The sequence below is a fragment of the Paraglaciecola sp. genome (assembly GCF_039942875.1).
Classification (GTDB): Bacteria; Pseudomonadota; Gammaproteobacteria; order Enterobacterales; family Alteromonadaceae; genus Paraglaciecola.
In genome coordinates this window covers 20,731-43,692 of the sequence record NZ_JBDVBQ010000052.1, presented here as the reverse complement: position 1 = coordinate 43,692, position 22,962 = coordinate 20,731, and the positions used below count along the sequence as shown (strand labels likewise).

General features: G+C 39.2%; 22 protein-coding genes and 1 riboswitch. Of the genes, 10 read left to right on the top strand and 12 right to left on the bottom strand.

The window, feature by feature from the left end; translation table 11 throughout:
* Position 1: 1 nt before the first annotated feature.
* From ABJE44_RS18415 to ABJE44_RS18405, 3 genes are all read right to left on the bottom strand, one after another.
* Positions 2 to 2,431 (bottom strand): TonB-dependent receptor, encoded by a 2,430-nt coding sequence (locus tag ABJE44_RS18415; RefSeq protein ID WP_348112926.1) that lies wholly within the window; start codon positions 2,429 to 2,431, stop codon positions 2 to 4.
* Between the two features lie 297 nt (positions 2,432 to 2,728).
* Complete coding sequence (locus tag ABJE44_RS18410; protein WP_348112927.1) at positions 2,729 to 3,880, bottom strand: PepSY-associated TM helix domain-containing protein; 1,152 nt, start codon at positions 3,878 to 3,880, stop codon at positions 2,729 to 2,731.
* A 202-nt stretch (positions 3,881 to 4,082) separates the two neighbouring features.
* On the bottom strand, positions 4,083 to 6,131 hold the full coding sequence (locus ABJE44_RS18405; RefSeq protein WP_348112928.1) for a TonB-dependent receptor: 2,049 nt from the start codon (positions 6,129 to 6,131) through the stop codon (positions 4,083 to 4,085).
* 226 nt (positions 6,132 to 6,357) lie between these two features.
* Between ABJE44_RS18405 and ABJE44_RS18400 the strand changes: the two genes are divergently transcribed.
* Positions 6,358 to 6,741 carry a hypothetical protein gene (locus ABJE44_RS18400; RefSeq protein WP_348112929.1) on the top strand — a complete coding sequence of 128 codons (384 nt, stop codon included), beginning with the start codon at positions 6,358 to 6,360 and terminating at the stop codon, positions 6,739 to 6,741.
* Between the two features lie 62 nt (positions 6,742 to 6,803).
* A complete protein-coding gene (locus ABJE44_RS18395) occupies positions 6,804 to 8,183 on the top strand; it encodes a class II fumarate hydratase (protein ID WP_348112930.1) in 1,380 nt (459 codons plus the stop codon).
* Between the two features lie 70 nt (positions 8,184 to 8,253).
* On the opposite strand, the gene ABJE44_RS18390 is transcribed toward ABJE44_RS18395, so the two are convergent.
* The 3 genes from ABJE44_RS18390 to ABJE44_RS18380 all read right to left on the bottom strand — a co-directional run bounded on the left by ABJE44_RS18390 (position 8,254) and on the right by ABJE44_RS18380 (position 10,923).
* Positions 8,254 to 9,654 (bottom strand): histidine kinase sensor domain-containing protein, encoded by a 1,401-nt coding sequence (locus ABJE44_RS18390; protein ID WP_348112931.1) that lies wholly within the window; start codon positions 9,652 to 9,654, stop codon positions 8,254 to 8,256.
* Complete coding sequence (locus ABJE44_RS18385) at positions 9,651 to 10,340, bottom strand: response regulator transcription factor (protein ID WP_348112932.1); 690 nt, start codon at positions 10,338 to 10,340, stop codon at positions 9,651 to 9,653. The genes ABJE44_RS18390 and ABJE44_RS18385 overlap by 4 nt, the downstream gene beginning before the upstream one ends.
* A gap of 127 nt (positions 10,341 to 10,467) precedes the next feature.
* Entirely contained in the window at positions 10,468 to 10,923 is a 456-nt protein-coding gene (locus tag ABJE44_RS18380) for a hypothetical protein (protein WP_348112933.1), read from the bottom strand.
* Between the two features lie 178 nt (positions 10,924 to 11,101).
* On the opposite strand from ABJE44_RS18380, the gene ABJE44_RS18375 reads away from it, so the two are divergent.
* Positions 11,102 to 11,371, top strand: a complete 270-nt coding sequence (locus ABJE44_RS18375) for a hypothetical protein (RefSeq protein WP_348112934.1) — start codon at positions 11,102 to 11,104, stop codon at positions 11,369 to 11,371.
* A 76-nt stretch (positions 11,372 to 11,447) separates the two neighbouring features.
* Here ABJE44_RS18375 and ABJE44_RS18370 read toward each other — a convergent pair whose 3' ends face one another.
* The 5 genes from ABJE44_RS18370 to ABJE44_RS18350 form a co-directional block, all read right to left on the bottom strand.
* On the bottom strand, positions 11,448 to 11,738 hold the full coding sequence (locus ABJE44_RS18370; RefSeq protein ID WP_348112935.1) for a S24 family peptidase: 291 nt from the start codon (positions 11,736 to 11,738) through the stop codon (positions 11,448 to 11,450).
* Positions 11,738 to 12,238 carry a superoxide dismutase, Ni gene (gene sodN / locus ABJE44_RS18365; RefSeq protein ID WP_348112936.1) on the bottom strand — a complete coding sequence of 167 codons (501 nt, stop codon included), beginning with the start codon at positions 12,236 to 12,238 and terminating at the stop codon, positions 11,738 to 11,740. The genes ABJE44_RS18370 and sodN overlap by 1 nt, the downstream gene beginning before the upstream one ends.
* Positions 12,238 to 12,450, bottom strand: a complete 213-nt coding sequence (locus tag ABJE44_RS18360; protein ID WP_348112937.1) for a hypothetical protein — start codon at positions 12,448 to 12,450, stop codon at positions 12,238 to 12,240. Before ABJE44_RS18360 ends, sodN begins: the two co-directional genes overlap by 1 nt.
* Before the next feature lie 11 nt (positions 12,451 to 12,461).
* Entirely contained in the window at positions 12,462 to 12,905 is a 444-nt protein-coding gene (locus ABJE44_RS18355) for a hypothetical protein (RefSeq protein ID WP_348112939.1), read from the bottom strand.
* A gap of 436 nt (positions 12,906 to 13,341) precedes the next feature.
* Positions 13,342 to 13,980 carry a LysE family translocator gene (locus ABJE44_RS18350; protein ID WP_348112940.1) on the bottom strand — a complete coding sequence of 213 codons (639 nt, stop codon included), beginning with the start codon at positions 13,978 to 13,980 and terminating at the stop codon, positions 13,342 to 13,344.
* Positions 13,981 to 14,305: 325 nt separating this feature from the next.
* Here ABJE44_RS18350 and ABJE44_RS18345 point away from each other — a divergent pair, with 325 nt between their 5' ends.
* Positions 14,306 to 14,725: a tetratricopeptide repeat protein gene (locus ABJE44_RS18345; RefSeq protein ID WP_348112941.1), complete on the top strand. Its 420-nt coding sequence runs from the start codon at positions 14,306 to 14,308 to the stop codon at positions 14,723 to 14,725.
* A 51-nt stretch (positions 14,726 to 14,776) separates the two neighbouring features.
* The gene (locus ABJE44_RS18340) at positions 14,777 to 14,947 is read left to right on the top strand and encodes a hypothetical protein (protein ID WP_348112942.1); all 171 of its coding nucleotides are present in this window, start codon (positions 14,777 to 14,779) and stop codon (positions 14,945 to 14,947) included.
* Between the two features lie 379 nt (positions 14,948 to 15,326).
* On the opposite strand, the gene ABJE44_RS18335 is transcribed toward ABJE44_RS18340, so the two are convergent.
* On the bottom strand, positions 15,327 to 17,270 hold the full coding sequence (locus ABJE44_RS18335) for a chondroitinase-B domain-containing protein (RefSeq protein ID WP_348112943.1): 1,944 nt from the start codon (positions 17,268 to 17,270) through the stop codon (positions 15,327 to 15,329).
* A gap of 575 nt (positions 17,271 to 17,845) precedes the next feature.
* Positions 17,846 to 18,011: riboswitch (cobalamin riboswitch) on the top strand.
* Positions 18,012 to 18,183: 172 nt separating this feature from the next.
* On the opposite strand from ABJE44_RS18335, the gene ABJE44_RS18330 reads away from it, so the two are divergent.
* From ABJE44_RS18330 to cobO, 5 genes are all read left to right on the top strand, one after another.
* Entirely contained in the window at positions 18,184 to 19,005 is an 822-nt protein-coding gene (locus tag ABJE44_RS18330) for an ABC transporter ATP-binding protein (protein WP_348112944.1), read from the top strand.
* A gap of 2 nt (positions 19,006 to 19,007) precedes the next feature.
* The gene (locus ABJE44_RS18325) at positions 19,008 to 20,030 is read left to right on the top strand and encodes an iron ABC transporter permease (RefSeq protein ID WP_348112945.1); all 1,023 of its coding nucleotides are present in this window, start codon (positions 19,008 to 19,010) and stop codon (positions 20,028 to 20,030) included.
* Positions 20,031 to 20,167: 137 nt separating this feature from the next.
* Complete coding sequence (cobC, locus tag ABJE44_RS18320) at positions 20,168 to 20,818, top strand: alpha-ribazole phosphatase family protein (protein ID WP_348112946.1); 651 nt, start codon at positions 20,168 to 20,170, stop codon at positions 20,816 to 20,818.
* Positions 20,802 to 22,343 (top strand): cobyric acid synthase, encoded by a 1,542-nt coding sequence (locus tag ABJE44_RS18315; RefSeq protein ID WP_348120865.1) that lies wholly within the window; start codon positions 20,802 to 20,804, stop codon positions 22,341 to 22,343. Before cobC ends, ABJE44_RS18315 begins: the two co-directional genes overlap by 17 nt.
* Positions 22,336 to 22,938 carry a cob(I)yrinic acid a,c-diamide adenosyltransferase gene (cobO, locus tag ABJE44_RS18310; RefSeq protein ID WP_348112948.1) on the top strand — a complete coding sequence of 201 codons (603 nt, stop codon included), beginning with the start codon at positions 22,336 to 22,338 and terminating at the stop codon, positions 22,936 to 22,938. The genes ABJE44_RS18315 and cobO overlap by 8 nt, the downstream gene beginning before the upstream one ends.
* Positions 22,939 to 22,962 lie beyond the last annotated feature (24 nt).

Genomic DNA, 22,962 nt, shown 5'->3' with positions numbered 1-22,962 from the left:
CTTAAAAATGGTAAGTGGCAGTTAACTTCGCATTTCTAGTTTCGCCTGGTAGGCCACCTAAATACATCGCTTTACTGTAGTAACTTTCATTCGTTAAATTATCAATATTAAGCTGTAAATCCCAGCTATCTCCCTGATAAGTTACTGCCGCATCCCAAACCGTATATGCCTCAACAATTGCATAATCAATTCCAAATGCAGAAGCCGAAATAGAGCGTTCATCCTCATAAGTCATACCTAAGCTGAACTTAACAGGGTTAATCAAGCCATCGAATTCATAACTATAACTTGTCCACAAACTTGCAAATGTTTCAGGGATACCTTTAGTTTGCTCTTCTGCTTGACTTGCAGCATGATCACCAGGTTCTGTAATAGCATCTTGATAGGTAGCATTAAAGTTCAATGACCATTGCTCGTTCAACATCATATTTAAGTCTAGCTCAACACCTTGAGTTCTATCTTGTTCATCGTAATAGTACTCAGGTACATCAATGTTATATGCGGCATCTTCAGGGTCATCTTCAAACAAAGGGTTGCTATAACGTAAGTTTGTTCGAGCCGTGTCAAAAAATACAATAGATCCTAACAGCTCTTCATCAAATGCGGTAAATCGAGCCCCCAAATCCCAAGAAACCGATTCAGCATCAGGACGATTATCATCGGCACTTAAGCTGCCTAAAATACTGTAAGCCGTTCTACCTTTTGAATGATTAATAAAGGTAGCTAATTGATCTGAAAATTGATAATTCAATCCTAAGTTATAAGTAAAACCATTATCATCTGTATCATATTCAGGGTTGCTATCCGTTGTTTGATTAGTATAAGTTTGTGACACGCCGCTATATGCCCCACCCGCTCTGGCAGTTAAAGCTTCGCTAAAATATACGACTTCTTGAAAGCTCACGCCCCAAGCCGAGGCAGTCTTATCATATTTACTGCGAAGCGATCCAGCTGTAGTGTAATCTGTAACATAGTCATCGAAAGTACCTGTAGGCCAATTTGGCTCACGAATATCATAGATGTAGGGTACAGGGTCACTTCTCGTATCGTCAGCATCCCAAATAGACAGTTGCTGATACTCCATGTCACGATACTCGTAATTAAAGCTCATTAAATGCTCACCTCGTAAAGCACCTGAACTCCAATTATTTCTCAAATCAGCAAAGTACTGCCAAGTATCTTCTTGCGCGGTAATGTTTCGATACTCTTGGCGACGAGCTGCAAACGGATACAACACATCGTCTTCAACTAAAGGCGCTCTTGGATCGAGGTTTATAACCCCATTACGATCATGGTAAATATAGTTATAAGCCGCGGTTTGACGTATGTAATCAGTTGAGTAACTTCTAAATTGTAACTGGTGCATCAAAAACCAGTCATCAGCAAGGTCAAGATCCTGACGTGCCTTAATGCGCAACTCTTCACCATCATTAGGGGTAGAAATAGGCGAGATTAAGCTTGTATCTCCCAAATCATAGGGCTGCCAACCATCGGTAGCTGTTAATGTATCGACTAAGGTTTGTATTTGCTCTTCCGTAAGTTGTAAACCACCTGCATCAGCGTCACCATTTACAAAGTCATCAGCAGTAATACTGCCCGGTTCAGCATCAAATAAACTCAAGTCAATTAACCGCACTGGATGTCCAATCGAATCAACCTGAATGGCATCATCTATATAGGCTGCTGAAACCAACACTTTATTGTCATCAGAAAAATCATGGCTCAATGATGCATATAGCTCAGCACGCTCTTGACTAACATCACGGTATCCGTCTGTGGTTTCATAATTTGCCACGATACGAAAAGCAGTATCGTCAGTTATACCGCCTGTTGCATCAAGCATCACACCATAATTATTCCATTGCCCTAACGTGGCACGTACTTCGTAAGCCTCTTCTTGTTGTGGTTTTTTCTCAATTAAGTTAATTACTCCACCAGCATTTCCCATACCATATAGACCTGTTGCAGGGCCTTTTAATACTTCAACACTTTCAACATTAGTCATAGTACGTGTAGGGTTATAGCTATTTTCTAAATCAGCACCACCATACATTCCATCATAGGCGTAGTTCACCCCTAAACCACGAATAGATAAGTTATCTCCCACGCCATAGTTATTACCAGCTTGACTTAAACCACTGACGTTACGTAATGACTCTTGAAGTGTCGCACCTGCTTGTTCGGTGAATAACAACTTATCAACAACAACTACTGCTGCTGGCGTCTGCATTAAACTCATATTCGACTTAGTAGCAGTACCTGATTCCATAATCAATTGATTATGCTTGCCATACACAGTGATTTGTTCGAGCTCTGAATTATCTAACTCTTTCACCTTAGTTTCTTGGGCATTTGAATACCCTGAAATTGAGGTCAAGGCGAGTGAAACAGCTAAAGATACGTGCCATGAAGCTTTGTATTTGAAATGCATTATTGTGTCCTGAATAATTAAGTCTATAATTTTTCAGAATAGTAATGATAATTAATATCGTTTGCAATAGTCATTAACCCCACGGTTGAGCATTAGCTCAAAAATAAACCATTTAATAACCAGATACAGATATTTTTATCTATATGCTGCTGAATCGTTAGGTATTTTATACAGAAAGCCCCAGCTTCAAAGTAGGCCTAAGGCAATAAAACGCGACTAATTAACTAAGTGAGTATTAAGTAAAAATTAATAAGCAACCTACTATTTTGTTCTAAATTAAGGTGTTCGAATGATATTTTAAGGCTTACTAGGTTCAGCCCTACGACTTAAATAGGGTGAAACTAAACGTCTCCATGAGAGTAAAAACCCGCTATAAACTAAAAAACATGCTGCTAGCGAAGCTAAGCCTGCAATAGTTTGTCCAATCAGCCCATAGTATTCACCAGTATGAAGATAACGCCCCACAGTCCAAGCCCGCCCCCCCGGAGTCCAATCGGAATACTTTTGCACCCTCGACACCTCACCGGTATTTACGTCAAGAAATAATGCGTAAGCATTTTCAGGGTTATTACCAATACTGGGGTCGATATAAAAGCGCAGCTGTCCTTCAACACGACCAAACTCTAGCCACATTGAGTACCATTCTCGATTGTCACTATCGGCAATATTGGCAGCTGCATACTGTTTTGCTTCTTGAAATAAAGCTTCATAGGAAAACGCCCCTGCTATTAATTCAGGTAATGTATCTCTCTGTGGACGTTTTGCTGGTTCCTCATTATAGAAACCATATAAAGTTTGGTTAACCCAATCAAAGTGAAAAATAGTTGCAGTACTTACCACAACCAAAAGGGGCACTAACGCCCAAAAACCAAATACATGATGCCAGTTGAAATACTTAGCATGGCGATTTTTAGGATTCGTTTTAAACAATAAATGAGACTTTATAGCCGACCAACGCCACTTTCTAGGCAACCATAAATACACACCTGAAATAATCAAAAACAAAAATAACACATTACTGTAAGCCGTAATTTCTTTGCCAATGGCTTTCTCTTCGCCATGTAAAGCAAGCCATCGATGCAAATCAGTGATGACATGAAATGCCTCACCGACCCAACTTTGACCAGTCTGTATGATGCCTCCCGAGTAAGGAGAAATTAAATAACGCTGAGGGCCAGCCCATGCGGGGATGGGTCTACCTATTTCATTTACCCAACGTATGTAAAAATGGGTCTCTTCTGGGTGCATCGTTTGCAATGTGTTTAATACTTGGTCTGTGGTGTACCTTTGCTGATTATCCAAAGGCACAGAAATATGGCGAGCTTCATCCCAATCTTTAATCTGCTTTTCGTAGGTCAGCAGCACACCCGTAGCCGACATAATAAACACTACGACCCCAACTGATACGCCCACCACTAAGTGAGCCCAAAATATAGTTTTACGTAACATGCGTACCCTATGTTTTTTATAAATAGAAAGTCTTTGCTTCCTTTGTGTTAATAAAAGCTTTTATAAGGCTTTGAAACTAACAAAACCTATCACTTTCAAAAGTACTAAAAGCTGTTGGCACATTTACCAAAACGCTCCAGCATCGCAAGCGAGACTAGAGCGTTTTAAGATTTAACAATCTTTACAGATTGTTAAATTATCACTAAAAATCAAAGGTAACAGATACTCTAATATCTCGACCCGCTTCATCTGGCCCCACTACCGAACCAAATACTTCGCTATAGTCAGCAACACTAGAGTGATCTATGTATTGTTCGTTTAGCAAGTTAGTAACGACTAGATTCACTTTAAAATTAGACGCCACTTGAAAATCTAGATAAGCGTCAACCGTTGTATAAGCAGGTTTGGTTAAACGATAAATCGCATCTGTCCAACCCGCTTCCAGTGCTCCATGCAAGGTGTCGATACTGAGTGAATTTACATGATTAATACTTGCACCAATGCTTAAGTCATCAGTCACATTATAATCAGCACCCAGTAACCAAGTATTGCCGCGGCTATTGCCTAAACCATCAAATTCATAGCCATTGATATCAATAGATGAATAACTAGCATTACTATATAGGTCATCTCTAGGCGCAAGTTCGGTAGATACCGATGAATAACCAAGGAATAAGTCGATATCGCCAACTTGGTATGCTAAGTCAAATTCAAAACCGGCGGTATCAAGCTCACCAATGTTGGTATAAATGGCATCACCATTAAAGTCAGCTGAAATAACATCATCTATGGTAGAGTTAAATACAGTCAATTTAGCATTTAAATTGTCATCGCTATACTCAATAGACGCTTCAATATTCGCTACTGTTTCAGGGACTAAATCTTGATTTACTACAGGTAGACCTTTCCAAAGCACTCCGTCTATAGTGAAACCGTCTCCAATCTCTTTACCTCTGGCAGCTTGCGCATAGCCTAGACCTAAAGCCCATTTGTCGTTTAAGGTATATAAAGCCCCTAGGTTAAAACTAACTTCATTATCATCGAGTGATACCGCTTCAGCCGTTACTAAGTCTCCATAATACTCTTCAAGTAAGATACTTTGATCGAAAGTGTATTTATCTAAACGAACACCATAACTTACTAATAAATCAGACGTGAGATCACTATGACCTTGGCCATAAACTCCAAGTACAGTGCCTTCTTCTCTATTTTCAACAGGGCCACCAACAGAGCCGCTTTCCACTTCATCGCTACGATAGTCGACCCCGTAAACAAATTTATGATTAGCTAGTTCAGTGGTGTTGCGTATGTCTAAGCCAAAGGTGTCTATATCTGCTAACCAAGCAAAACGGCCACCACTAAAAGACGAGTTTGTTTGATAGACTGTTGCTTCAAGGTACACTGCATTATCGTAATCAAAAGCATAGTTTGCCACATAGGTTTCACGCTCTGCTTCACTTGCATAAAGAGCAGCACCTTCTGCTACCATCCAGTTCGGACGAGCCGAAAATTCACCTTCTTCATCACGCTGCTCAACACTAAAAGACAAATAGTGATGCTCACCAATTGTACCGCTACCTTTTAAAAATAATAAATCTTGGTCTGCAGCTGAGCCAAGAATTTCCTCGCCATCACCGTTTTCCATATTGTCACGATTTATCGTGCTGTAATAACCTAATAGCCCCCAATCATCACTTACTTTACCGTAAACACTTCCACTTAAGCGTGTGCCGTTATTGCTAAAGTAATTGGCTTTTACGCGTCCACCAAATTGCTCGTCATCCCTTAACAAATCTTGAGCGTCTTTCGTCTTAAAGCTAATTGAACCACCAATAGCGCCAGGACCACTCGTTGCCTCTCCAGCTCCTGCTTGTACATCAATTTGCTTCAACAAATCAGGATCTAAGGTCACCCGACCAACGTGGTGGAATAAAGTTGATGTTTGTTGTGCACCATCTACCGTAACATTAAGGTAAGAGTCTTCTAATCCACGAATATATATTTTTTGTGCTACACCTACAGAGCCACCTACTGCAACTGAAGGGGTTGTGCGGAAGATATCGGCTAAGTCATTTGCCTGAAATTGCTCTAAGTCTTCAGCGGTGATCACTAAGTTGGAGGCAGCACCCACAACTGAGATTTTCTCAACGGTATCGGTACTCTCAGGCTCTTGGGTTGCAGCAAAAGTCAGACCGCTAGTAAGCGCACAAGCTGCACTTATCAGTGTTAAGTTAAGTGTTAAATTTTTCAAAAAAAGCTCCAATTAGAATAAAACCACAATAAAATGCTATTGAGAAGTATTCTCATTCAACCAATAAAGAAAAGGTACTACTTTTACAATTGTTACATTTGAGCTAATCACTCATAGCCATTTATGCTGAATAGATAACAACCAAACACAAATAAAAATCATTTTCATTTGCATGCCAAGCTATTTATTATAGACTGTTTACAAAACGAGAGAGGGGATTGGCTAGATGGGTTATAAATTTGTTCCAAATTCAACTCAAATAGAGACCTATTTAAATGAAAACAAAGTATCTAATGAAGACATCAAACTAGAAGATAAGATTAGGTTTGGATTAGAGCCAGATAACCCAATACTATTAAAAAAATATTTACGTGTGGACAATGGACTTTTAGTTAACCAAAAAAGAGCTCTTTTACTATCACACTTTGCTCTACTCTTAGATACCGCCGCTGATGAATACCTTCCTTTACACTGGCGCATACAGTGTTATGACCATATACATCAACCCTTGTTTTCATTACAGCGGATTACTCGTTCGGTTATAGAAAAATCTGAATTAGCCCGCCTTTTCAAAGAACTTCGAATAATGGGAGATTATTTGTTCCATTAAGGTTTTTTACATAAAAATTATATTTGTAAGATATGCCAAGATTATCAAAAGAGGAAACATCAATGACATCAACTCGTATTGAACGCGATAGCATGGGCGAATTGGCCGTTGCTAAAGATGCACTTTATGGTGCGCAAACTCAACGAGCTATTAATAACTTTCCAGTTAGTCATCAGCCTATGCCAGAGTCATTTATACGGGCTTTGATAACCATTAAATCAGCTGCGGCTTCTGCTAACGTAACCTTAGGAAGTATCCCTCACAAAATGGGGGCTGCCATTAATCAAGTAGCGAAAGACTTGCTAGCTGATAAAGCGCTAATGAGCCATTTTCCAGTCGATGTGTTTCAGACTGGGTCTGGCACTAGCTCAAATATGAACGCAAATGAAGTGTTAGCTAACCTAGCAAGTCGCTTGTATGACGATACAGTGGGTCCAAATGACCATATCAATTATGGACAAAGTAGCAATGACGTTATCCCTACCTGCATCCATGTTAGTGCAGCGATAGAAATACACACCAAACTCATTCCGGCATTAACACATTTATCAGAAGTGATTAAACAAAAAGCTAATTCGGTTAATCACTTTGTTAAAACAGGCCGCACTCATTTAATGGACGCCATGCCTGTTAGGTTTAGTCAAAGCCTATTGAGTTGGGCCTCACAAATCGATCAGAACATTGTCCACATTCAGTCTTTGCAATACGATTTACATAGCCTAGCCCAAGGCGGAACAGCAGTGGGTACGGGGATTAATGCCCATCCCAATTTTGCAGACGAATTTAGTCAAGAGTTGAGCCAATTAACAGGCCTACAATTCACACCGGCAAAGAATTTTTTTAGCCATATTGGCAGCCAAGATATTGCAGTGTCCTTATCTGGACAATTAAAAACCACAGCGGTGTCTATCATTAAAATCGCTAACGATTTACGGTGGATGAATTCAGGCCCATTAGCAGGCCTGGGTGAAATTGAATTAGAAGCATTGCAACCGGGTTCATCAATCATGCCAGGTAAAGTTAACCCCGTTATTCCAGAAGCTGCGGCTATGGTTGGCGCACAAGTTATTGGTAACGACACCACCATTAGTATTGCTGGCCAATCAGGTAATTTTGAATTGAATGTTATGTTACCTGTAATTGCACACAATTTACTCAACAGTATAGAATTATTGAGTAATGTAAGTGTGTTACTAGCAGATAAAACCATTGCAACCTTTGTGGTAAAAGAAGAAAAACTCCAAGAAGCGCTGACTCCCAATCCTATTTTAGTGACAGCCTTAAACGCTGTAATTGGCTACGAAGAAGCCGCAAAAATAGCCAAACTCGCCTATGCTCAAAATCGGGCCATTATTGATGTAGCCAGCGAAGCAACGGGCATGGATAAACAAGAGTTAACGAAGTTGCTCGATCCTGAAAAACTCACCCACGGTGGGATTTAATCCATATTATTGACTAGCATTCAAACCAACCTCTCAGCTACAGAGAAATCAACCTCTGTACTGAGCAACTTTATGATTCTGCACTAACACAAGGTAGTTCAATCGTTATCAATAATCCTAGTTTTTGCGCATCAGCCGAATAATAGTTACTGGCTTTTATAGTTCCTTTCACGGCTTCAACTTGACGCAGCGCTAGCGATAACCCTAAACCAAAGCCACTGCGTTTTTGCCCAATCTTAAGTTCACTTTGAGCATCCGATAAAGTGCGTGCTTTATCCACTCGAAAAAATGGTTTAAAAATGTCTTCAAGTAACTCTTCAGGAACCCCCTGCCCTTCATCTTGAATAACCAAAGAGTACAAAGTGTCAGTTTTAGACAGAGACACCATCACATTTTTATCGGTTGGCGTATAATGCAGAGCATTGCGGATTACATTCTCAATGGCCTGCCCAAGTGCTCTTTGACTACTGTTTTTAATCAAAGCCTGGTCTGGCAAATGTGTAATAAGAGTATGCTTGGGATACTCAAAGCGTGAGTCTTCGCAAATCACATTAATAAGCTCAGCTAAATCAAAGGTTTCATTGTTAAGCTTTGGCCGCTCTGTGTCTAAGTAAGCAAGAGTCAATGCATCTTCTACCAACTCCCGCATATTAATAGCTTCATACCTGAGTCTGTCAGCCGCTTTTTTGGGATCGAGCTGCAGCTCTAAGAAATCCACAGCCATATCCATTCTGGTTAAAGGCGTGCGTAACTCATGGGATAAATCAGACAGCATCTGTCTTTGGCTAGCGATTAATTTACTAGTGCGATCAGCCATATGATCAAAGGTGTCTGCTAAAGCGGTTAGTTCGTCATCTCTTGAATCTAGTGACGCATTGATACGAACATCAAAATTACCTTCACTGAATTGTTTTGTAGCATTTTCTAATCGACGTAATGGCGACATCAAATGCTGATATAAAACAAGTGATAAAAGAGATAGAAGCACCAAAGGCAAAGCAAACTGTATGGCTGAGTCAGCATAAGTATAATATTTACCGGGACGCATGCGTTGTGGTAACTGGATTAAAAAGTGTGTATTTTTATCCGAAAAGGGAATATCCATTATGGGGTTATATTCAAAATATAAGTGGATCATCCAATCGATACTTCGACCTAACCATATGCCTTGCTCATACCTGTAGGTAAAATCAGAGTTCGCAAGCGGTTTAATGTCTGAATAAGCAACGGCTATCCAAGTTTTCTCTTGTTCTCTGAGGTCGTCTAACCAGACTTCAAGGGCCGTCTCACCTTGCTTTAAATAAATATACTCAGCTTGTTTAGCAAAGTCTCTTAGCTCTTGTTTATGTTCATCAGCAATAGAACTCATGCTTTGTTCTGCTTGACTGCTAAGGATATCTATCATCCAAAACAACAAGACAGTACCCGCACCAATTATACAACACAGTTTAATGAGTAAACGGTTCTTCACTTAAATACGTACCCTTTACCATGAACTGTAGCAAGACAATCAGCTGGCATACCTGCTTGAATGAGCTTTTTTCTGACACGACTTAAGTGCATATCTAAGGTCCGATCATATTGGCTATAGGAGCGCTCAAGTACAGTTTGATAAAGGTAAGCTTTGCTCAACACATCAGATCGGTTTTCAACCAGAGTGAACAGCAAACGAAATTGAATTGGAGTTAAGACGATGTTTTGCTCTTTATAGCTAATTTGTTGCCCAGTTTTGTTTAATGTTAAATCATTAACTTTGATGCTATTTTTTGTAAAGGGTTGTTCGCTAGACACTCCCGTGCGACGCAATAACACATCAATTCGCAACATTAACTCCATTAAGTTAAAAGGCTTAGGTAAATAGTCATCCGCACCTTTACTGTAGCCTTCAATTCTCTCTTGCTCAGCACCACATGCTGTCAACATCATAACAGGCGTTTGATTAGTCTTTCGCAGAGTATTCAAAACTGAAAACCCATTTAACGAAGGCAGAAGTACATCCAATAGAATCAAATCAAACTTGTGTTTAACCGCAGACAACAACCCCTGTTGACCATCATGGCATTGATTAATCAAAAAACCTTTACTTCGTAATAATTCAGCTAACTGATCATTTAATACTTGGTCATCTTCAACAATTAAAATATGAGCTCTGCCCATTTTAAATATCCACTAGGTGTAAGGGCGTTAATACAACGCATGTTAGATCGGTTTACTCAAGGCGCATGCTATCACACAGCAATAAAAACCTTAATGATAACTATTTATATATCGTAATATTGACTTATTAATGAATATGTCTAAATGGCTCAATCTGCTGATATGCTAGATTACCCTTGTTTTGCTCTTGACTTGTAGTAATGGCAAAAAGGCATTGCTGTATGTAAGCCAATTTACCTTTATTACCCAAAGACAAGTCTGCCGCTGATTGAAGCAGCGTCTTGGCCAGATTTAATATTGCCATTCCGTTATCGGGCACTCTGAGTTTATTGAAACTATTAGCAAGCAAAATTGCCAGTGACGTTAACCTAGAAAGCATATAAGACCTCCCTACTCCTTGAAGCTCCATGAGTATCGTGGTGGTTTCGAATGCACACCCAAGAAAGGCTGTTGCTTCTTGCCAATCTTGTTTTTCTAGCAACATCTCCCCTTGCTGCTGTGCTTCTTCTATATAAGTTAATGCTTCTTGAGGATGAAAATAAACCCAATCCCTGTGTGTAGGACAAAGAAAGTTAATTGTCATTGCTCTTCCTTCAAATCTTGTATGAGTGCCTAAAAGATACATTACTACCAAACACAAGTAAATAATAACAATTATCATTTGCATTTATGTGATTTTGGCGTATCTTAAAATAGAACAAGCTAATTCTGGTTTGCTTAAAATTAAGTAGCGTGAAGTGTAAGGCTAGTAGGATCGCAAGATGAATAAGATAAACAAACTTGTGTGTGTGCTTGGATTATGTGCCCAAAGTACATATTCTTTTGCAACAGAAGCAAAAGTAACTCATTCATTACAAAGTGAATGGCTACATTACTTGTTATTCGATTTAGCATTTATAGCTTTAATTGGCTTACTGTATTGCTTATATAAAGTACTTTTAACCCATTCTGGCAAAAAACAAACGAAACACTCTTCACTTTATAACTATATTGACCAAAGTCATCATAGAAATGTAAGAAAACGCCAGTAAACTAACGGGACTGCCTTTGCCATCATGTTTCTACTTTCTTTTTATCTTCAACTAAATATGTCAGCGAATAAAATATCTAGGCTGAGATACAAAATATCACCCGTCCAACTATGTACTTCTTTTCAACCCAGCCGATATCGTCAGAACTAATACTTGAATCAGAATCACCAGAAAGTCTTAATCGGCCTGAGCAGTCTATATTCTCAACACGTTTGACGATTGTGTGTAATTGCGGATGAGACACCACAACCAAACACCCAATTATTGCTGCAAAGCCTGGCCATACTCCACAAATAACATAATCATTATTTATTAAGGTAGGGTACATACTGTGCCCTACCACTCTGTGAATTTTTACTTTAAACATTAAGCTAATTTAGGATAGACAACCGATTCACTTGGCGGATATGGGCAAGTTGCAATGTAAATATCAATCCCTTTAGTGGCCCAAAACATTTCTGCAAAATCGTTCACTAAGTTCAACAAAACAACGGCTTTATCTCGACTAATATGCTGTTTACACAATGAGCCGGTTAAGAGAATATTATGGACTAGCTCGCTAGCGTCAGGAAAAGCTTCAAATTGAGGCTGTTTGAAATAATCTCCCCAAATGACGACAATTTCGTCTTTTACTTTCTTAGCATGTATTTCTTTCTCTCGGACTAAACGTGCGAGTTGTGCATGATCAGCAAGGCTTAAGTTATCTTTATTGTGTAACTCGTTAATTAAATCTATAAAACGTATTACGCTTAAAGCTGCAACTTGTGCCCCGCTAGGATCATATATTTTACAAGGAATATCACAATGTGCTGACGCTTGCTCAAAATTTAAGATGCGATCTATCTTTGTGGTAAGTGAATGAAGCATTATATTTCCTCTCTTTTTCTGCTGTCTTTGTTTCTAAATTGTTTCACCACAAAAAAAGTGACAGAAGCAACCACTGCGACAAGAGATCCATAGAACAACATATGTAGTGCACTGCTACTCCAATGGCTATGATCATGCCCTTGATGTGCAAACGCAGCTGAACTCAAAAGGCTCAATATTCCGGTATACAGAAATGTTGGTATTTTACGCATTACTTTTCCTCCTAGTTAAGGCTGTTTTTAAAGTTTTTTTCAAATAAATTAGGTATTAAAGGTGGCTCTGTCATGACATGCTCTGGATGATTTTTTTGATGATTTATCAACGCAATGTAAGTTTGACTTACCCCCCAAATTAGAGCGTTGGCTCGATAGGAATTAGGAGCAGCTTCACTTAAGCAAGTGGATATTTTTTTGTGAACCTTCTCTAACTCATGCTCAGCTAAAATAGCCTTATTTTCTCTTAAATATAAATCTGCTAAATTGTGATAACTAATCACTACTGATGCTACTGCAGCTCTATGATCAATCCAGTTATTTAGTAAATCCTCTGCATGCTTTATAGCTTTGTTATAGTGTGCCAATGCAGATAAAGTCTGACACCTTTCAAAACATTCATTGCCAGCGCATATTTGCGCTTTCCAAATAGTCATTTGATCTGTTTGTAACATTTCATTCTCCTAATTTGATAACGAAATAAATTCAATTACTAAATTCAGTAGCGCTTACCGGGCAGAATTATAATGAAGCACTTACCAATACCTATGCCTTACACTAGCTAGCGATTCTGCTTTCATTGTTTGATAGACATTGCCAACAAACGCAAATAAAAATAATTATCATTTGCAATGATGCGCTAAAAATGGATTTTGTCAATGGGGAAATAAAAATATCAAAAAGTTTCTAAAACAATGTTGATAATAGTTATCATTTAGATTAATGTGTATTTGCTCTCGAGTTAAGTTTATTGGTCTTTACTTAACTCAATCCCGAACGGGAAGGTGTATAGGCGCTTTCCCGTTTTCTTTTATGGTATAGAGAAACTCGGAAAACATAAGAGATGAGGAATACCCAGCTTTAAGATAGTCACCTAAAGTTTATAAATTTTTATTTATATTGATCGTTCAAAATTAATTTTGAGCCTAAAAAAATCAAAACGCTCCCGGTTACGCCGTCCATCCACCGCAATGCTGTACTACTAGCAAAAAAGCGCTTTGCTGAGCTAACCGTTCCTGCTAAGCAAGATTGCCAAGCCATGGCTATAACAAAATGTATACCAGCCATAGTCATAGCCTGTAAAAATGGGGAGTAATCAGGATTAATAAATTGCGGTAAAAATGCTAAATAAAAAACCGCCGTTTTAGGATTTAGTACATTAGATAAAAAGCCCTCTCTTAATGAGCGGCTCACTTTAACTGAGCGACTTGCAACATCATTCATTGCAATACCATGTTGTCCTTTGAACGCCAATTTTAGTCCGCCAAGTCCTAGCCAAATAAGATAAGCTGCACCCAACCACTTAATCACTGTAAAGAGTTCTACAGATTGCAGCAATATCGCTGAAATACCCAAAGCTGAAAGTGTTGCATGGACAAACAACCCCATACAAATGCCAAAACTGGTTACCACTCCATCCACGCCACCAGAGCGACTAGAGTTTTTAATAACCAGCACAGTATCTATACCAGGGGTTATTGTTAGTAGAGTAATCGCTACTAAAAAAGCTTCAATATTCAAAAGATGCATTGGTTAAGCTCACTCATAACGGTTGGTTACATATAGTTGTTTTATAACACAAGTCCATCTAGGGGGACTGTAAAGTTCAAATGCCTACAGATAACTGATGTTCAATTTAATACTCATCTAGTACCTTTTACTTTTACAATTAGATTTAAATAAATACATTTTGTAACCCTAGCCGTTACTTATTTTCCCCAAAATATGTGTAACTTAGCACCTAGCTTAAAAATTCAATATAAGGATATTGTTAATAGTTGCTGTATTTACTACTTTTTCAGCATTATCAAATGCTTTTGATTTTAAGTCTTGCAGTGATGAATACAGTGTCAAAATGTTTAAAGATTTTAAGAAATATGCCAAAAAAGGCCACCCAAGTGCAATGAAAACATTAGGTAACTTGTATATTGTTGGTTATGGAACCGAAAAAAGTGAATCTAAAGCGCTAAAAATGTACAAAAAAGCAGCTAAGTGGGACCAAGGAAGTGCGCAATATAAAATTGGTTTGATATATACGTCTGGCGATAAAGATGATGCTAGCAAAGGAATTAGATACTTAGAAAGAGCCGTTAAGAATAAAGCGTACGAAGCAGCATATTTGCTTGGTGAGATTTATAAGGATGGAAAAATCGTAGAGCAAGATAATGAGAAAGCCAAAGAGTGGTTTAAAGTAGCCTCTAAATACAATCAACCCAAGGCAACGTATTTACTAGCACAAATGTACGACACACAAGTGTTTGGGAAAGACCAATAGGCTAAAGCAATACCACTTTATAACAAGGTTGCATTTAAAATAGACTCTGCTATGGAACGCCTGACACAGTTGAATCAACCACTTCCGCCAGGTAATGATGATGATATTGAACGTATAGTTGTTAACCCTCAAGATTTGCAGCAATTTTTTGATGAACAGTTAGAAATATTAAAAAATACACCTCACCTAAAATTGGTACCGGCAGTCGTGTTTCTAAATTAACTTGTGCGGAAAAGATATCCTGTACATCTTTAAGTGGCGAAAGTGCCAATAGATTACACACCGAGGTTCAACGAGCGATTGGAATGGCTATTACCAGTAGTTTCAGACAAATTAATTGATTTAGTGTAAATCAACTTTAAAGAAATAAAGGCCTGCTAAGATTTTTATGATTCGAAATGATTATCAGGCCTTAGAAAATATAATTTTAAAATGAAAGGGCTAATATTTAATTAAGATAAAATGTGCCACAGATTACTTCAAAAGTAATGCTTGTGTAGAATATAATATCGGGTCGGTCTTAAACCTAATTGTGATTCAAAACTAGCAGGCTAAATTCAGAATTAGCCTGCTTAATGCGCCCCAAAAAACGTAATTTAGTTTAAAAGTCACATCCAATATCGCTATTGAAGTCTAACTTTTCTAACACAGTGGCTCCAACATTCAATGTATCATCGGTGACAAAATATTGGCCATCATCACTTTGACTTAAGGCTAGCTCACTCAAGTTAATACCATCGGGCTTAGAGGTCAGTCCTAATTCATCTGCCCCGTAAAAGTAGTTATTTGAATAAACAGGGTTAACAATATCCAACTTATCTCCGATGCTGTTTTCAGTAAGTCTTATAAAATCAAAGTTACCATCATTATTGATATTGTTTCGAACTAAATTATTACTCAAATCAGCGGACTCTGGAGGGTTTTCTCGCCCATTAGAACCATAATTAAAACTCTGAATAGAATTAATAATAGTATTGTTGCTCACAGTCACGTCGCTAACCTCCCAGTAACCACCAAGTCCAGGGTCAGTTTGGCTAGAGCTTAGACAAATTCCCCCCCTTGCATTACTAGTTGAATTAGCTCCCTCAATATAATTATTTGTAATTATATGCCCTTTATCAGTAACTCGAATACCTCCACCTCCGAATGCTTCATTCACTTTAAAATAGTTACTATCAACAACACTACTTTTCCCCAAACGAAGGACCAACATACCAGAGCTAGATTCAAAGGTATTTTTTCTAAAGGTATTATTTCCTGATTTGTTAGCAATAATTTCAATTTCACCGTTACATTCATAGAAATAATTCGATTCTACTATTGTGTAAGATGAAGATTGCGAATAAGTGCTTGTACCAACTCGAATAGCCTCCCATCCATCATTATCATTATCAATATCCTCTTCTTCTACGTATTGAAAGTCGGAAAATATATTTCTATAGATGTGATGGTATTGGGGATTTGTACTATCTCTCCACACAACCATAAGAGCACCTTCAGTTTTTTTACCCGTAAAAGTACAATGGTCCACTTGACCAAACATAGCGTCACTTTCAAAAGACACCCATTTGTAATCGGCATCGGGATTTGAGTCATTAAAACTGTCAATTTTACAATTAGTAACCCTGTTATAGTCACCGCTAATTATAATAGCTCCGCGGTTATTGGCCGGACGACCATTTTGGAAAGTAAATCCTTCAAAGGTAATATTATCTGCTGTTAGTTCGATTGTTGAATTCCCTTCAATAAAAACCAAACCACTAGTTTCAGCGATTACTGTCACATCATTGGTGTCTATAGTCAGCTCAACATTTGTATAGGTTCCGTTCGCTAAAGCTATAATATCGTCAGCAGAAGCCAAGGCTATTTTTGTTTCAAGATCAGCGATGCTTGTAGCGAATACATTGTATTCTGTAGGTTTATTGTATGCTGAAGTATCCTCTCCAAAAGGCGCATTGTCATCAGGATCAATATTATCTCCTATCCCGTCTCCATCGTTATCAGCAGTTTCTGAGGCATTACTTGGAAAAGCGTCAGAATTGTCTCCCACTCCATCACCATCGCTATCTATAGACTCTGTCGCATCATCAGGAAAAGCATCAGCATTATCTCCAACTCCATCCCCATCGCTATCTATAGACTCTGTCGCATCATCAGGAAAAGCGTCAGCATTGTTTCCGACTCCATCATCATCATTATCCAGAATTTCTGTTGCGTCATTGGGAAAAGCATCAGAGTTATCACCAACACCATCCCCATCACTATCTATAGACTCTGTCGCATCATCAGGAAAAACGTCAGCATTGTTACCGACTCCATCATCATCATTATCCAGAGTTTCTGTTGCGTCATTGGGAAAAGCATCAGAGTTATCACCAACACCATCCCCATCACTATCGCTAGTTTCAGAGGGGTCATTCGGAAAAGCATCGCTATTATCTGCAACACCATCATTATCGGAATCAATTATCTCTGTTACGCCTCCTGATCCCCCCCCACACGCAGATAATACTAAGAGGATTGACATTAATGGGATAAACTTCATTAGAACTCCTTAAAAATAGAACTGTTCGCTCTTTGGCAACAACTTGGATGCTTGTAATTAATGTGAGTGTGCAGAAACTTTGTAATAAGCCATACGACCATTCTGCAATAACTTTATTATGTTCCTAAACATATAAATAGCTTTTAAAAGCGTGAGATACCAAATCTTATAGTACATTTAATAGTAAAGCTTGTTAACCAACAATTCCAAATTTAAGGTTCACTTTATCCCTAAAGTATTGTTATAAGTGCTTTCTATGAAATTCTATATACAGAGGGGTAAGTCTCAATAGATATAGGGAAACCACTTCGTTTTTTACACACCAAGATTATCAATAGTAACTTCACCTATTAAAAATAGCAGTTCGTATATATCAATTTGCACTTATACTGCCACTGATGCCAATACAGTTTTTTATAAAAAAACCAAAAGTAAGGTTACCAACACTCTTTAGCCAATAGCCAAAAATTAACTTATTACGAATGCTGAATTCTATAGAGGAAGGTGGCTCCTTTAATGATCTCTACCAATTAACCCTCGAATATCATCGACTTACTTGCTATATTTCGCCGCCTAAAGATAAGGTTTTGTGTGGTGTACGATTCTAGTTACAAGCATACAAATTAAATGGGAAGTTGGTGAGAAGCCGGCACTGTACCCGCAACTGTATACGTTCTTAGTCTATATAAATAGATGTAAAAGTACGTGAGTCAGATATCAGCCTCATCCTTAATTGTAATCTTGGCCTAATCAATTTTGGCCAATTTGATATTCGTGCGGGAATACACGGACAACATACTCTTGTAACCGCTCTGCTGTTTCTCGATATGCTTTCCTGCTCGCTATTTTTCACCTTGGTCGTTTGATTAACACATGATTTTAATGAGCCCGAAACATTAGTAAGAACTAGCAAATGCCAGAAAAACCAAACCTTATTGCAAAGCACATCAATTATAAGATTGCTACAAAAGTCATCTTATCTGATATTGATCTAAGTGTTCACAGAGGTGAGGTTTTAGGTGTGGTCGGGCCAAATGGTGCGGGTAAAACAAGCTTATTAAAAATACTATCAGGCCAAGTATTTTGCCAAGGTAGCGTATTCTGGAAACAAAAAGACCTTAAAGAATATAGCGAAATGCAGCGTGCGCAGCAAATAGCTGTGGTCAACCAAATCAACGACTCAGTATTTTCACTGAACTTGCAACAAATTGTGCGTATGGGATTACTACCTCACTCTTCTTTGATCAGCAGAGCGACCCCAGATGACACATTGCGTATTGCACAAGCTTTAGAAAAAGTAGGACTGACCGAAAAAGCTCAACAAACCTTTAGTTCACTATCGGGTGGTGAGCAGCAGCGGGGCTTAATCGCTCGGGCTTTAGTGCAAAGGGCAGATTTAATAGTATTAGATGAACCGGTAAACCATCTTGATGTGTACTACCAACATCAAGTTTTACAACTCCTAACCTCATTAGCTCGTAGTCTCAAGGTCACTGTTATAATGAGCTTGCATGATGTCAATTTAGCAGCTCATTATTGCGATAATATATGCCTACTAAACCAAGGTAAGCTCATAGCCAAAGGCACGCCAGAGGCCGTATTTACCACAAAGCAATTATCAGAAGTATTTCGATTACCCTGCGCCGTTACTGAAGGTGCCAGTAATAAAAGTTTTCATGTCAATTTTTATCCTCCATCTCAAACAGGTCACCACCTAACAAAAGGTGACTGTTAATTATGAACAAGAAATTCTGGTTGTTATGTTTTTTTGCCATTACCTCTGTAATTGTAGGGCTATTTTTTGGAGCTGCTGACTTTAGTAACCGAGAGTTATTGTCATGCCTTGTTGATAGTTGTAGCTCAGAGGTAAACGAGATGATTTTTTGGGAAATTCGGGCGCCGCGGGTATTAGTAGGTTTTTTAGTTGGGGCTGGATTAGCAGTTGCTGGCGCAACATTGCAAAACGTTACCCGTAACGGGCTTGCCGATCCTTACCTATTTGGTGTGGTGTCAGGTGCGGGGTTAGGCGCAAGTATTGCGACTTTATTATTTGACAGTAACTTCGCAGAAAACTTGGGGTTATTATCGTTACTTCCTGGGATCAGCTTTTCCTTAGCTTTACCTTTTGCTGCATTTTTAGGGGCCTTATTTTCGGTAATTTTAGTACAGCTTTTAGTCACCCGAACCTTTGGTAGTAAAACAGAACACATGTTACTAGCAGGTATAGCCGTTTCATTTATGCTAAGTGCCCTTAGTCATTTCATTTTATTTATGGCAGAGCCATTTGCCGCCAACAAAGTAATATTTTGGCTAATGGGTAGCCTTGCACGAATTGAAACTTGGTATGCCTGGGTGATATTACCCGTACTCATCGTAAGCGTATCTTTATTATTATTATATGGCCGCCATATGGATGCCTTATTAATTGGTGACGAAAATGCCAAAACCCTAGGGGTACATGTGGGCAGGTTACGTATTTTATCCTTAGCGACTTGCGCAGCATTAACCGCATGTATCGTAGCCTATTGCGGTGGCATCGGTTTTGTAGGTTTGATGATCCCCCATATCATTCGCAATTGGCTAGGTGTTACAAGCCGTACTCTGATTATTGGCTGTGTATTGTTAGGCGGTGCATTTTTAGTATGGGTTGATGTAATCGCCCGCATCGCCCTGCCCGACCAAGAAATCCCAATTGGTATAATCACCTCGGCCATCGGCAGTATCTTTTTTCTATTGGCAATGCGCCAAAGAAACACTTAATCACTAACTATAAGCACATTAATAATGAATCAAGCAACAACAGCTTTTATTTGTACCGACGACATTAGTACTCCTAATCTACATAACGCTAGGCTTATTAATGTTCGCTGTTGTAGAGAAAATAAAAAGGACGAGTGATGACCAAACAAAACAAGTCTGAGCAGCCAACACAGGTATATTTATTGCGCCACGGTGAAGTAGATGGACCTGAAGCATTAAACGGCAGAACAGATGTTCAGTTGAGTGCCAATGGCCGTCAGCAAATGCATCAGCAATGTAGAAATTTACTGTATCTTGACAACATCATTAGCTCACCATTAAGGCGCTGCAGTGATTTTGCCGAAGAAATAGCACGAACCCATGAGTTAATTGTTCAATTCAATCCAGACTTTCAAGAATGTGACTTTGGCGAGTGGGATGGGATTCGATTTGACGACCAGTCACAACACTGGCCACTAATGACGTCGTTTTGGCAAAGCTCAGAACGACACTCTCCACCTAAAGGTGAATCACTTGAAGGGTTTCATACCAGAGTGATAAGTGCTTGGGAATCTTTGTTAGAAAGTTATCAAAACCAACGTAATTTGCTAGTTTGCCATGGGGGCGTAATCAGGCAAGTTTTAGGACATGTATTACCTGTAGATTGGCAAGATGGACAATGGTACAGCCAATTACAAATTGGGTATGGCAGTTTGACCAGAATTACCATTCCAACTAACGCTAGTGCTCTTCCACGAGTTGACTTTATAGGCTTGCCAGCAGACTTAGGACATGAAGACTTTGCCTAATGCTAACACTTTACCCGTCAGCCTAGAGGGAACAGCCACCTTGATGATCCAAGGTACCACTAGCGATGCGGGTAAAAGTCTATTAGTTACAGGATTTTGCCGTTGCTTAAAACGACTTAATTATAATGTTACGCCATTTAAGCCACAAACCATGGCACTTAATAGCGCAGTTACACCAGATGGCGGCGAAATAGGTCGCGCCCAAGCCCTGCAAGCACAAGCCGCTGGTGTTATACCTAATGTAGACATGAACCCAATTCTACTTAAACCTAGCAGTGATACTGGCGCTCAGGTCATTATTCACGGTAAAGCTATTAGTAATATGCAGGCCCAGGCTTATCACGATTATAAAAAAGTGGCGATGCAAGCTGTACTTGAGTCCTACAAGCGGTTAATCAATCAATATCAAGTAGTCATGGTTGAAGGGGCCGGTAGCCCTGCCGAAATCAATTTAAGAGAAGGCGACATCGCCAACATGGGCTTTGCTGAAGCGGCAGATTGCCCGGTAATTATCGTTGCCGATATAGATAAAGGTGGCGTGTTTGCGCTCTTAGTGGGTACCTTAGAATTATTATCAGCTAGTGAACAAAACCGCGTAGTGGGTTTTGTTATCAATAAATTTCGGGGCGATATTGCACTATTACAAAGCGGCTTAGATTGGATAGAAGAGCGCACAAATAAACCGGTATTAGGCGTGTTACCTTATTTGATGGACCTACACCTAGCCGAAGAAGACGCCATACAAGCTAGTCAGAATATCGACAAAAACGATGTACGTTTACGGATTGCCGTGCCTGTGTTTTCTCGCATAAGTAACCATACAGATTTTGATATGCTCAGAGCCCACCCTCAGCTTGAACTAACCTTTGTGCCCCAAGGAAAAAGCATACCAGGGTGTGATCTGATTATATTACCGGGCAGTAAACATGTCAGAGACGACTTAGCATTGCTGAAACACCATGGCTGGGATCGCGAAATTGCCACGCACCTGCGCTATGGCGGTAAGGTTTTGGGAATTTGCGGCGGCTATCAAATGCTCGGTAAAAGCATACAGGACCCACTAGGTATAGAAGGCAAAGCTGGCATATCTGCAGGTTTAGGTTACTTGAATATTAATACCGAACTACAAGCTGAAAAACAATTAACCCATAGCACAGGCTATTTATTACTAAATAACTTACATCAAGAGGTGATTATAGAAGGTTATCAAATTCATGTGGGGGAAAGTATTAGAGAGCTTGATACCAAACCATTTTGTACCTTAAATAACGGTGAGCTAGATGGGTGTATTAGTGCTGATAACCAAGTTGCAGGTAGTTATTTACACGGTATGTTCGACTCGCCCCAAGCTTTACAGCACATAATTGGTTGGGCCGGCGCAAAAACAGATGAATTACTGAATTACTCACAACAACAAGAGCACCAATTAGAGCGCTTAGCTGATGCCTGCGAAGCCCATTTAGATTGGTCTAAAATCACCCCAATTATTGCATCACAAATGAATAAGAGTAACCAACATGAGTAACGAGCAGGACAAAGCACGCCATAAAAAACGCATGCAAGAACAAAAAGAGAAAGTAGACCAACGGATTGCAGCAGCCCAAGAAGACAAAGGCTTGCTACTGGTATTAACAGGGAATGGCAAAGGTAAATCTACATCAGGGTTTGGCACTATTACTCGCGCGGTAGGCCATGGCTTAAATGCCAAGGTAGTACAATATGTTAAGGGTGGCTGGGAATGTGGCGAACGTAACCTGTTAGAAAAAAACGGCGTTGAATTCCATGTTATGGGAACTGGGTTTACATGGGAAACCCAAGATAAAGAAAGCGATATCAAAGCCGCTCAAAGTGCGTGGAAACACAGCAAAACCTTACTTCAGGACCCAAACGTAGATGTTATTTTACTTGATGAAATTACTTATATGGTCACCTACAAATACATAGATTTGGATGACGTTCTCGCAGCGTTAACTGCTAGGCCAAAAACACAACATGTGCTGATCACTGGACGTGCTTGCCACCGTGCCATTATCGAATTAGCAGATACTGTTAGTGAAGTTCGCCCAGTTAAACATGCCTTTGATAATGGCATAAAGGCACAAAAAGGAATTGACTGGTGAAAACACTTCGAGGGTTATTGATAC

What these genes read in the sequence shown, in the direction of transcription:
- ABJE44_RS18340 (WP_348112942.1), top strand. Translation starts at nt 14,777, where the DNA reads ATGGAACGCCTGACACAGTTGAATCAACCACTTCCGCCAGGTAATGAT.
- ABJE44_RS18395 (WP_348112930.1), top strand. Translation starts at nt 6,804, where the DNA reads ATGACATCAACTCGTATTGAACGCGATAGCATGGGCGAATTGGCCGTT.
- ABJE44_RS18375 (WP_348112934.1), top strand. Translation starts at nt 11,102, where the DNA reads ATGAATAAGATAAACAAACTTGTGTGTGTGCTTGGATTATGTGCCCAA.
- ABJE44_RS18380 (WP_348112933.1), bottom strand. Translation starts at nt 10,923, where the DNA reads ATGACAATTAACTTTCTTTGTCCTACACACAGGGATTGGGTTTATTTT.
- ABJE44_RS18410 (WP_348112927.1), bottom strand. Translation starts at nt 3,880, where the DNA reads ATGTTACGTAAAACTATATTTTGGGCTCACTTAGTGGTGGGCGTATCA.
- ABJE44_RS18415 (WP_348112926.1), bottom strand. Translation starts at nt 2,431, where the DNA reads ATGCATTTCAAATACAAAGCTTCATGGCACGTATCTTTAGCTGTTTCA.
- ABJE44_RS18330 (WP_348112944.1), top strand. Translation starts at nt 18,184, where the DNA reads ATGCCAGAAAAACCAAACCTTATTGCAAAGCACATCAATTATAAGATT.
- cobC (WP_348112946.1), top strand. Translation starts at nt 20,168, where the DNA reads ATGACCAAACAAAACAAGTCTGAGCAGCCAACACAGGTATATTTATTG.
- ABJE44_RS18370 (WP_348112935.1), bottom strand. Translation starts at nt 11,738, where the DNA reads ATGTTTAAAGTAAAAATTCACAGAGTGGTAGGGCACAGTATGTACCCT.
- ABJE44_RS18360 (WP_348112937.1), bottom strand. Translation starts at nt 12,450, where the DNA reads ATGCGTAAAATACCAACATTTCTGTATACCGGAATATTGAGCCTTTTG.
- ABJE44_RS18350 (WP_348112940.1), bottom strand. Translation starts at nt 13,980, where the DNA reads ATGCATCTTTTGAATATTGAAGCTTTTTTAGTAGCGATTACTCTACTA.
- ABJE44_RS18315 (WP_348120865.1), top strand. Translation starts at nt 20,802, where the DNA reads ATGAAGACTTTGCCTAATGCTAACACTTTACCCGTCAGCCTAGAGGGA.
- ABJE44_RS18385 (WP_348112932.1), bottom strand. Translation starts at nt 10,340, where the DNA reads ATGGGCAGAGCTCATATTTTAATTGTTGAAGATGACCAAGTATTAAAT.
- ABJE44_RS18335 (WP_348112943.1), bottom strand. Translation starts at nt 17,270, where the DNA reads ATGAAGTTTATCCCATTAATGTCAATCCTCTTAGTATTATCTGCGTGT.
- ABJE44_RS18355 (WP_348112939.1), bottom strand. Translation starts at nt 12,905, where the DNA reads ATGTTACAAACAGATCAAATGACTATTTGGAAAGCGCAAATATGCGCT.
- ABJE44_RS18325 (WP_348112945.1), top strand. Translation starts at nt 19,008, where the DNA reads ATGAACAAGAAATTCTGGTTGTTATGTTTTTTTGCCATTACCTCTGTA.
- sodN (WP_348112936.1), bottom strand. Translation starts at nt 12,238, where the DNA reads ATGCTTCATTCACTTACCACAAAGATAGATCGCATCTTAAATTTTGAG.
- ABJE44_RS18345 (WP_348112941.1), top strand. Translation starts at nt 14,306, where the DNA reads ATGTTTAAAGATTTTAAGAAATATGCCAAAAAAGGCCACCCAAGTGCA.
- cobO (WP_348112948.1), top strand. Translation starts at nt 22,336, where the DNA reads ATGAGTAACGAGCAGGACAAAGCACGCCATAAAAAACGCATGCAAGAA.
- ABJE44_RS18400 (WP_348112929.1), top strand. Translation starts at nt 6,358, where the DNA reads ATGGGTTATAAATTTGTTCCAAATTCAACTCAAATAGAGACCTATTTA.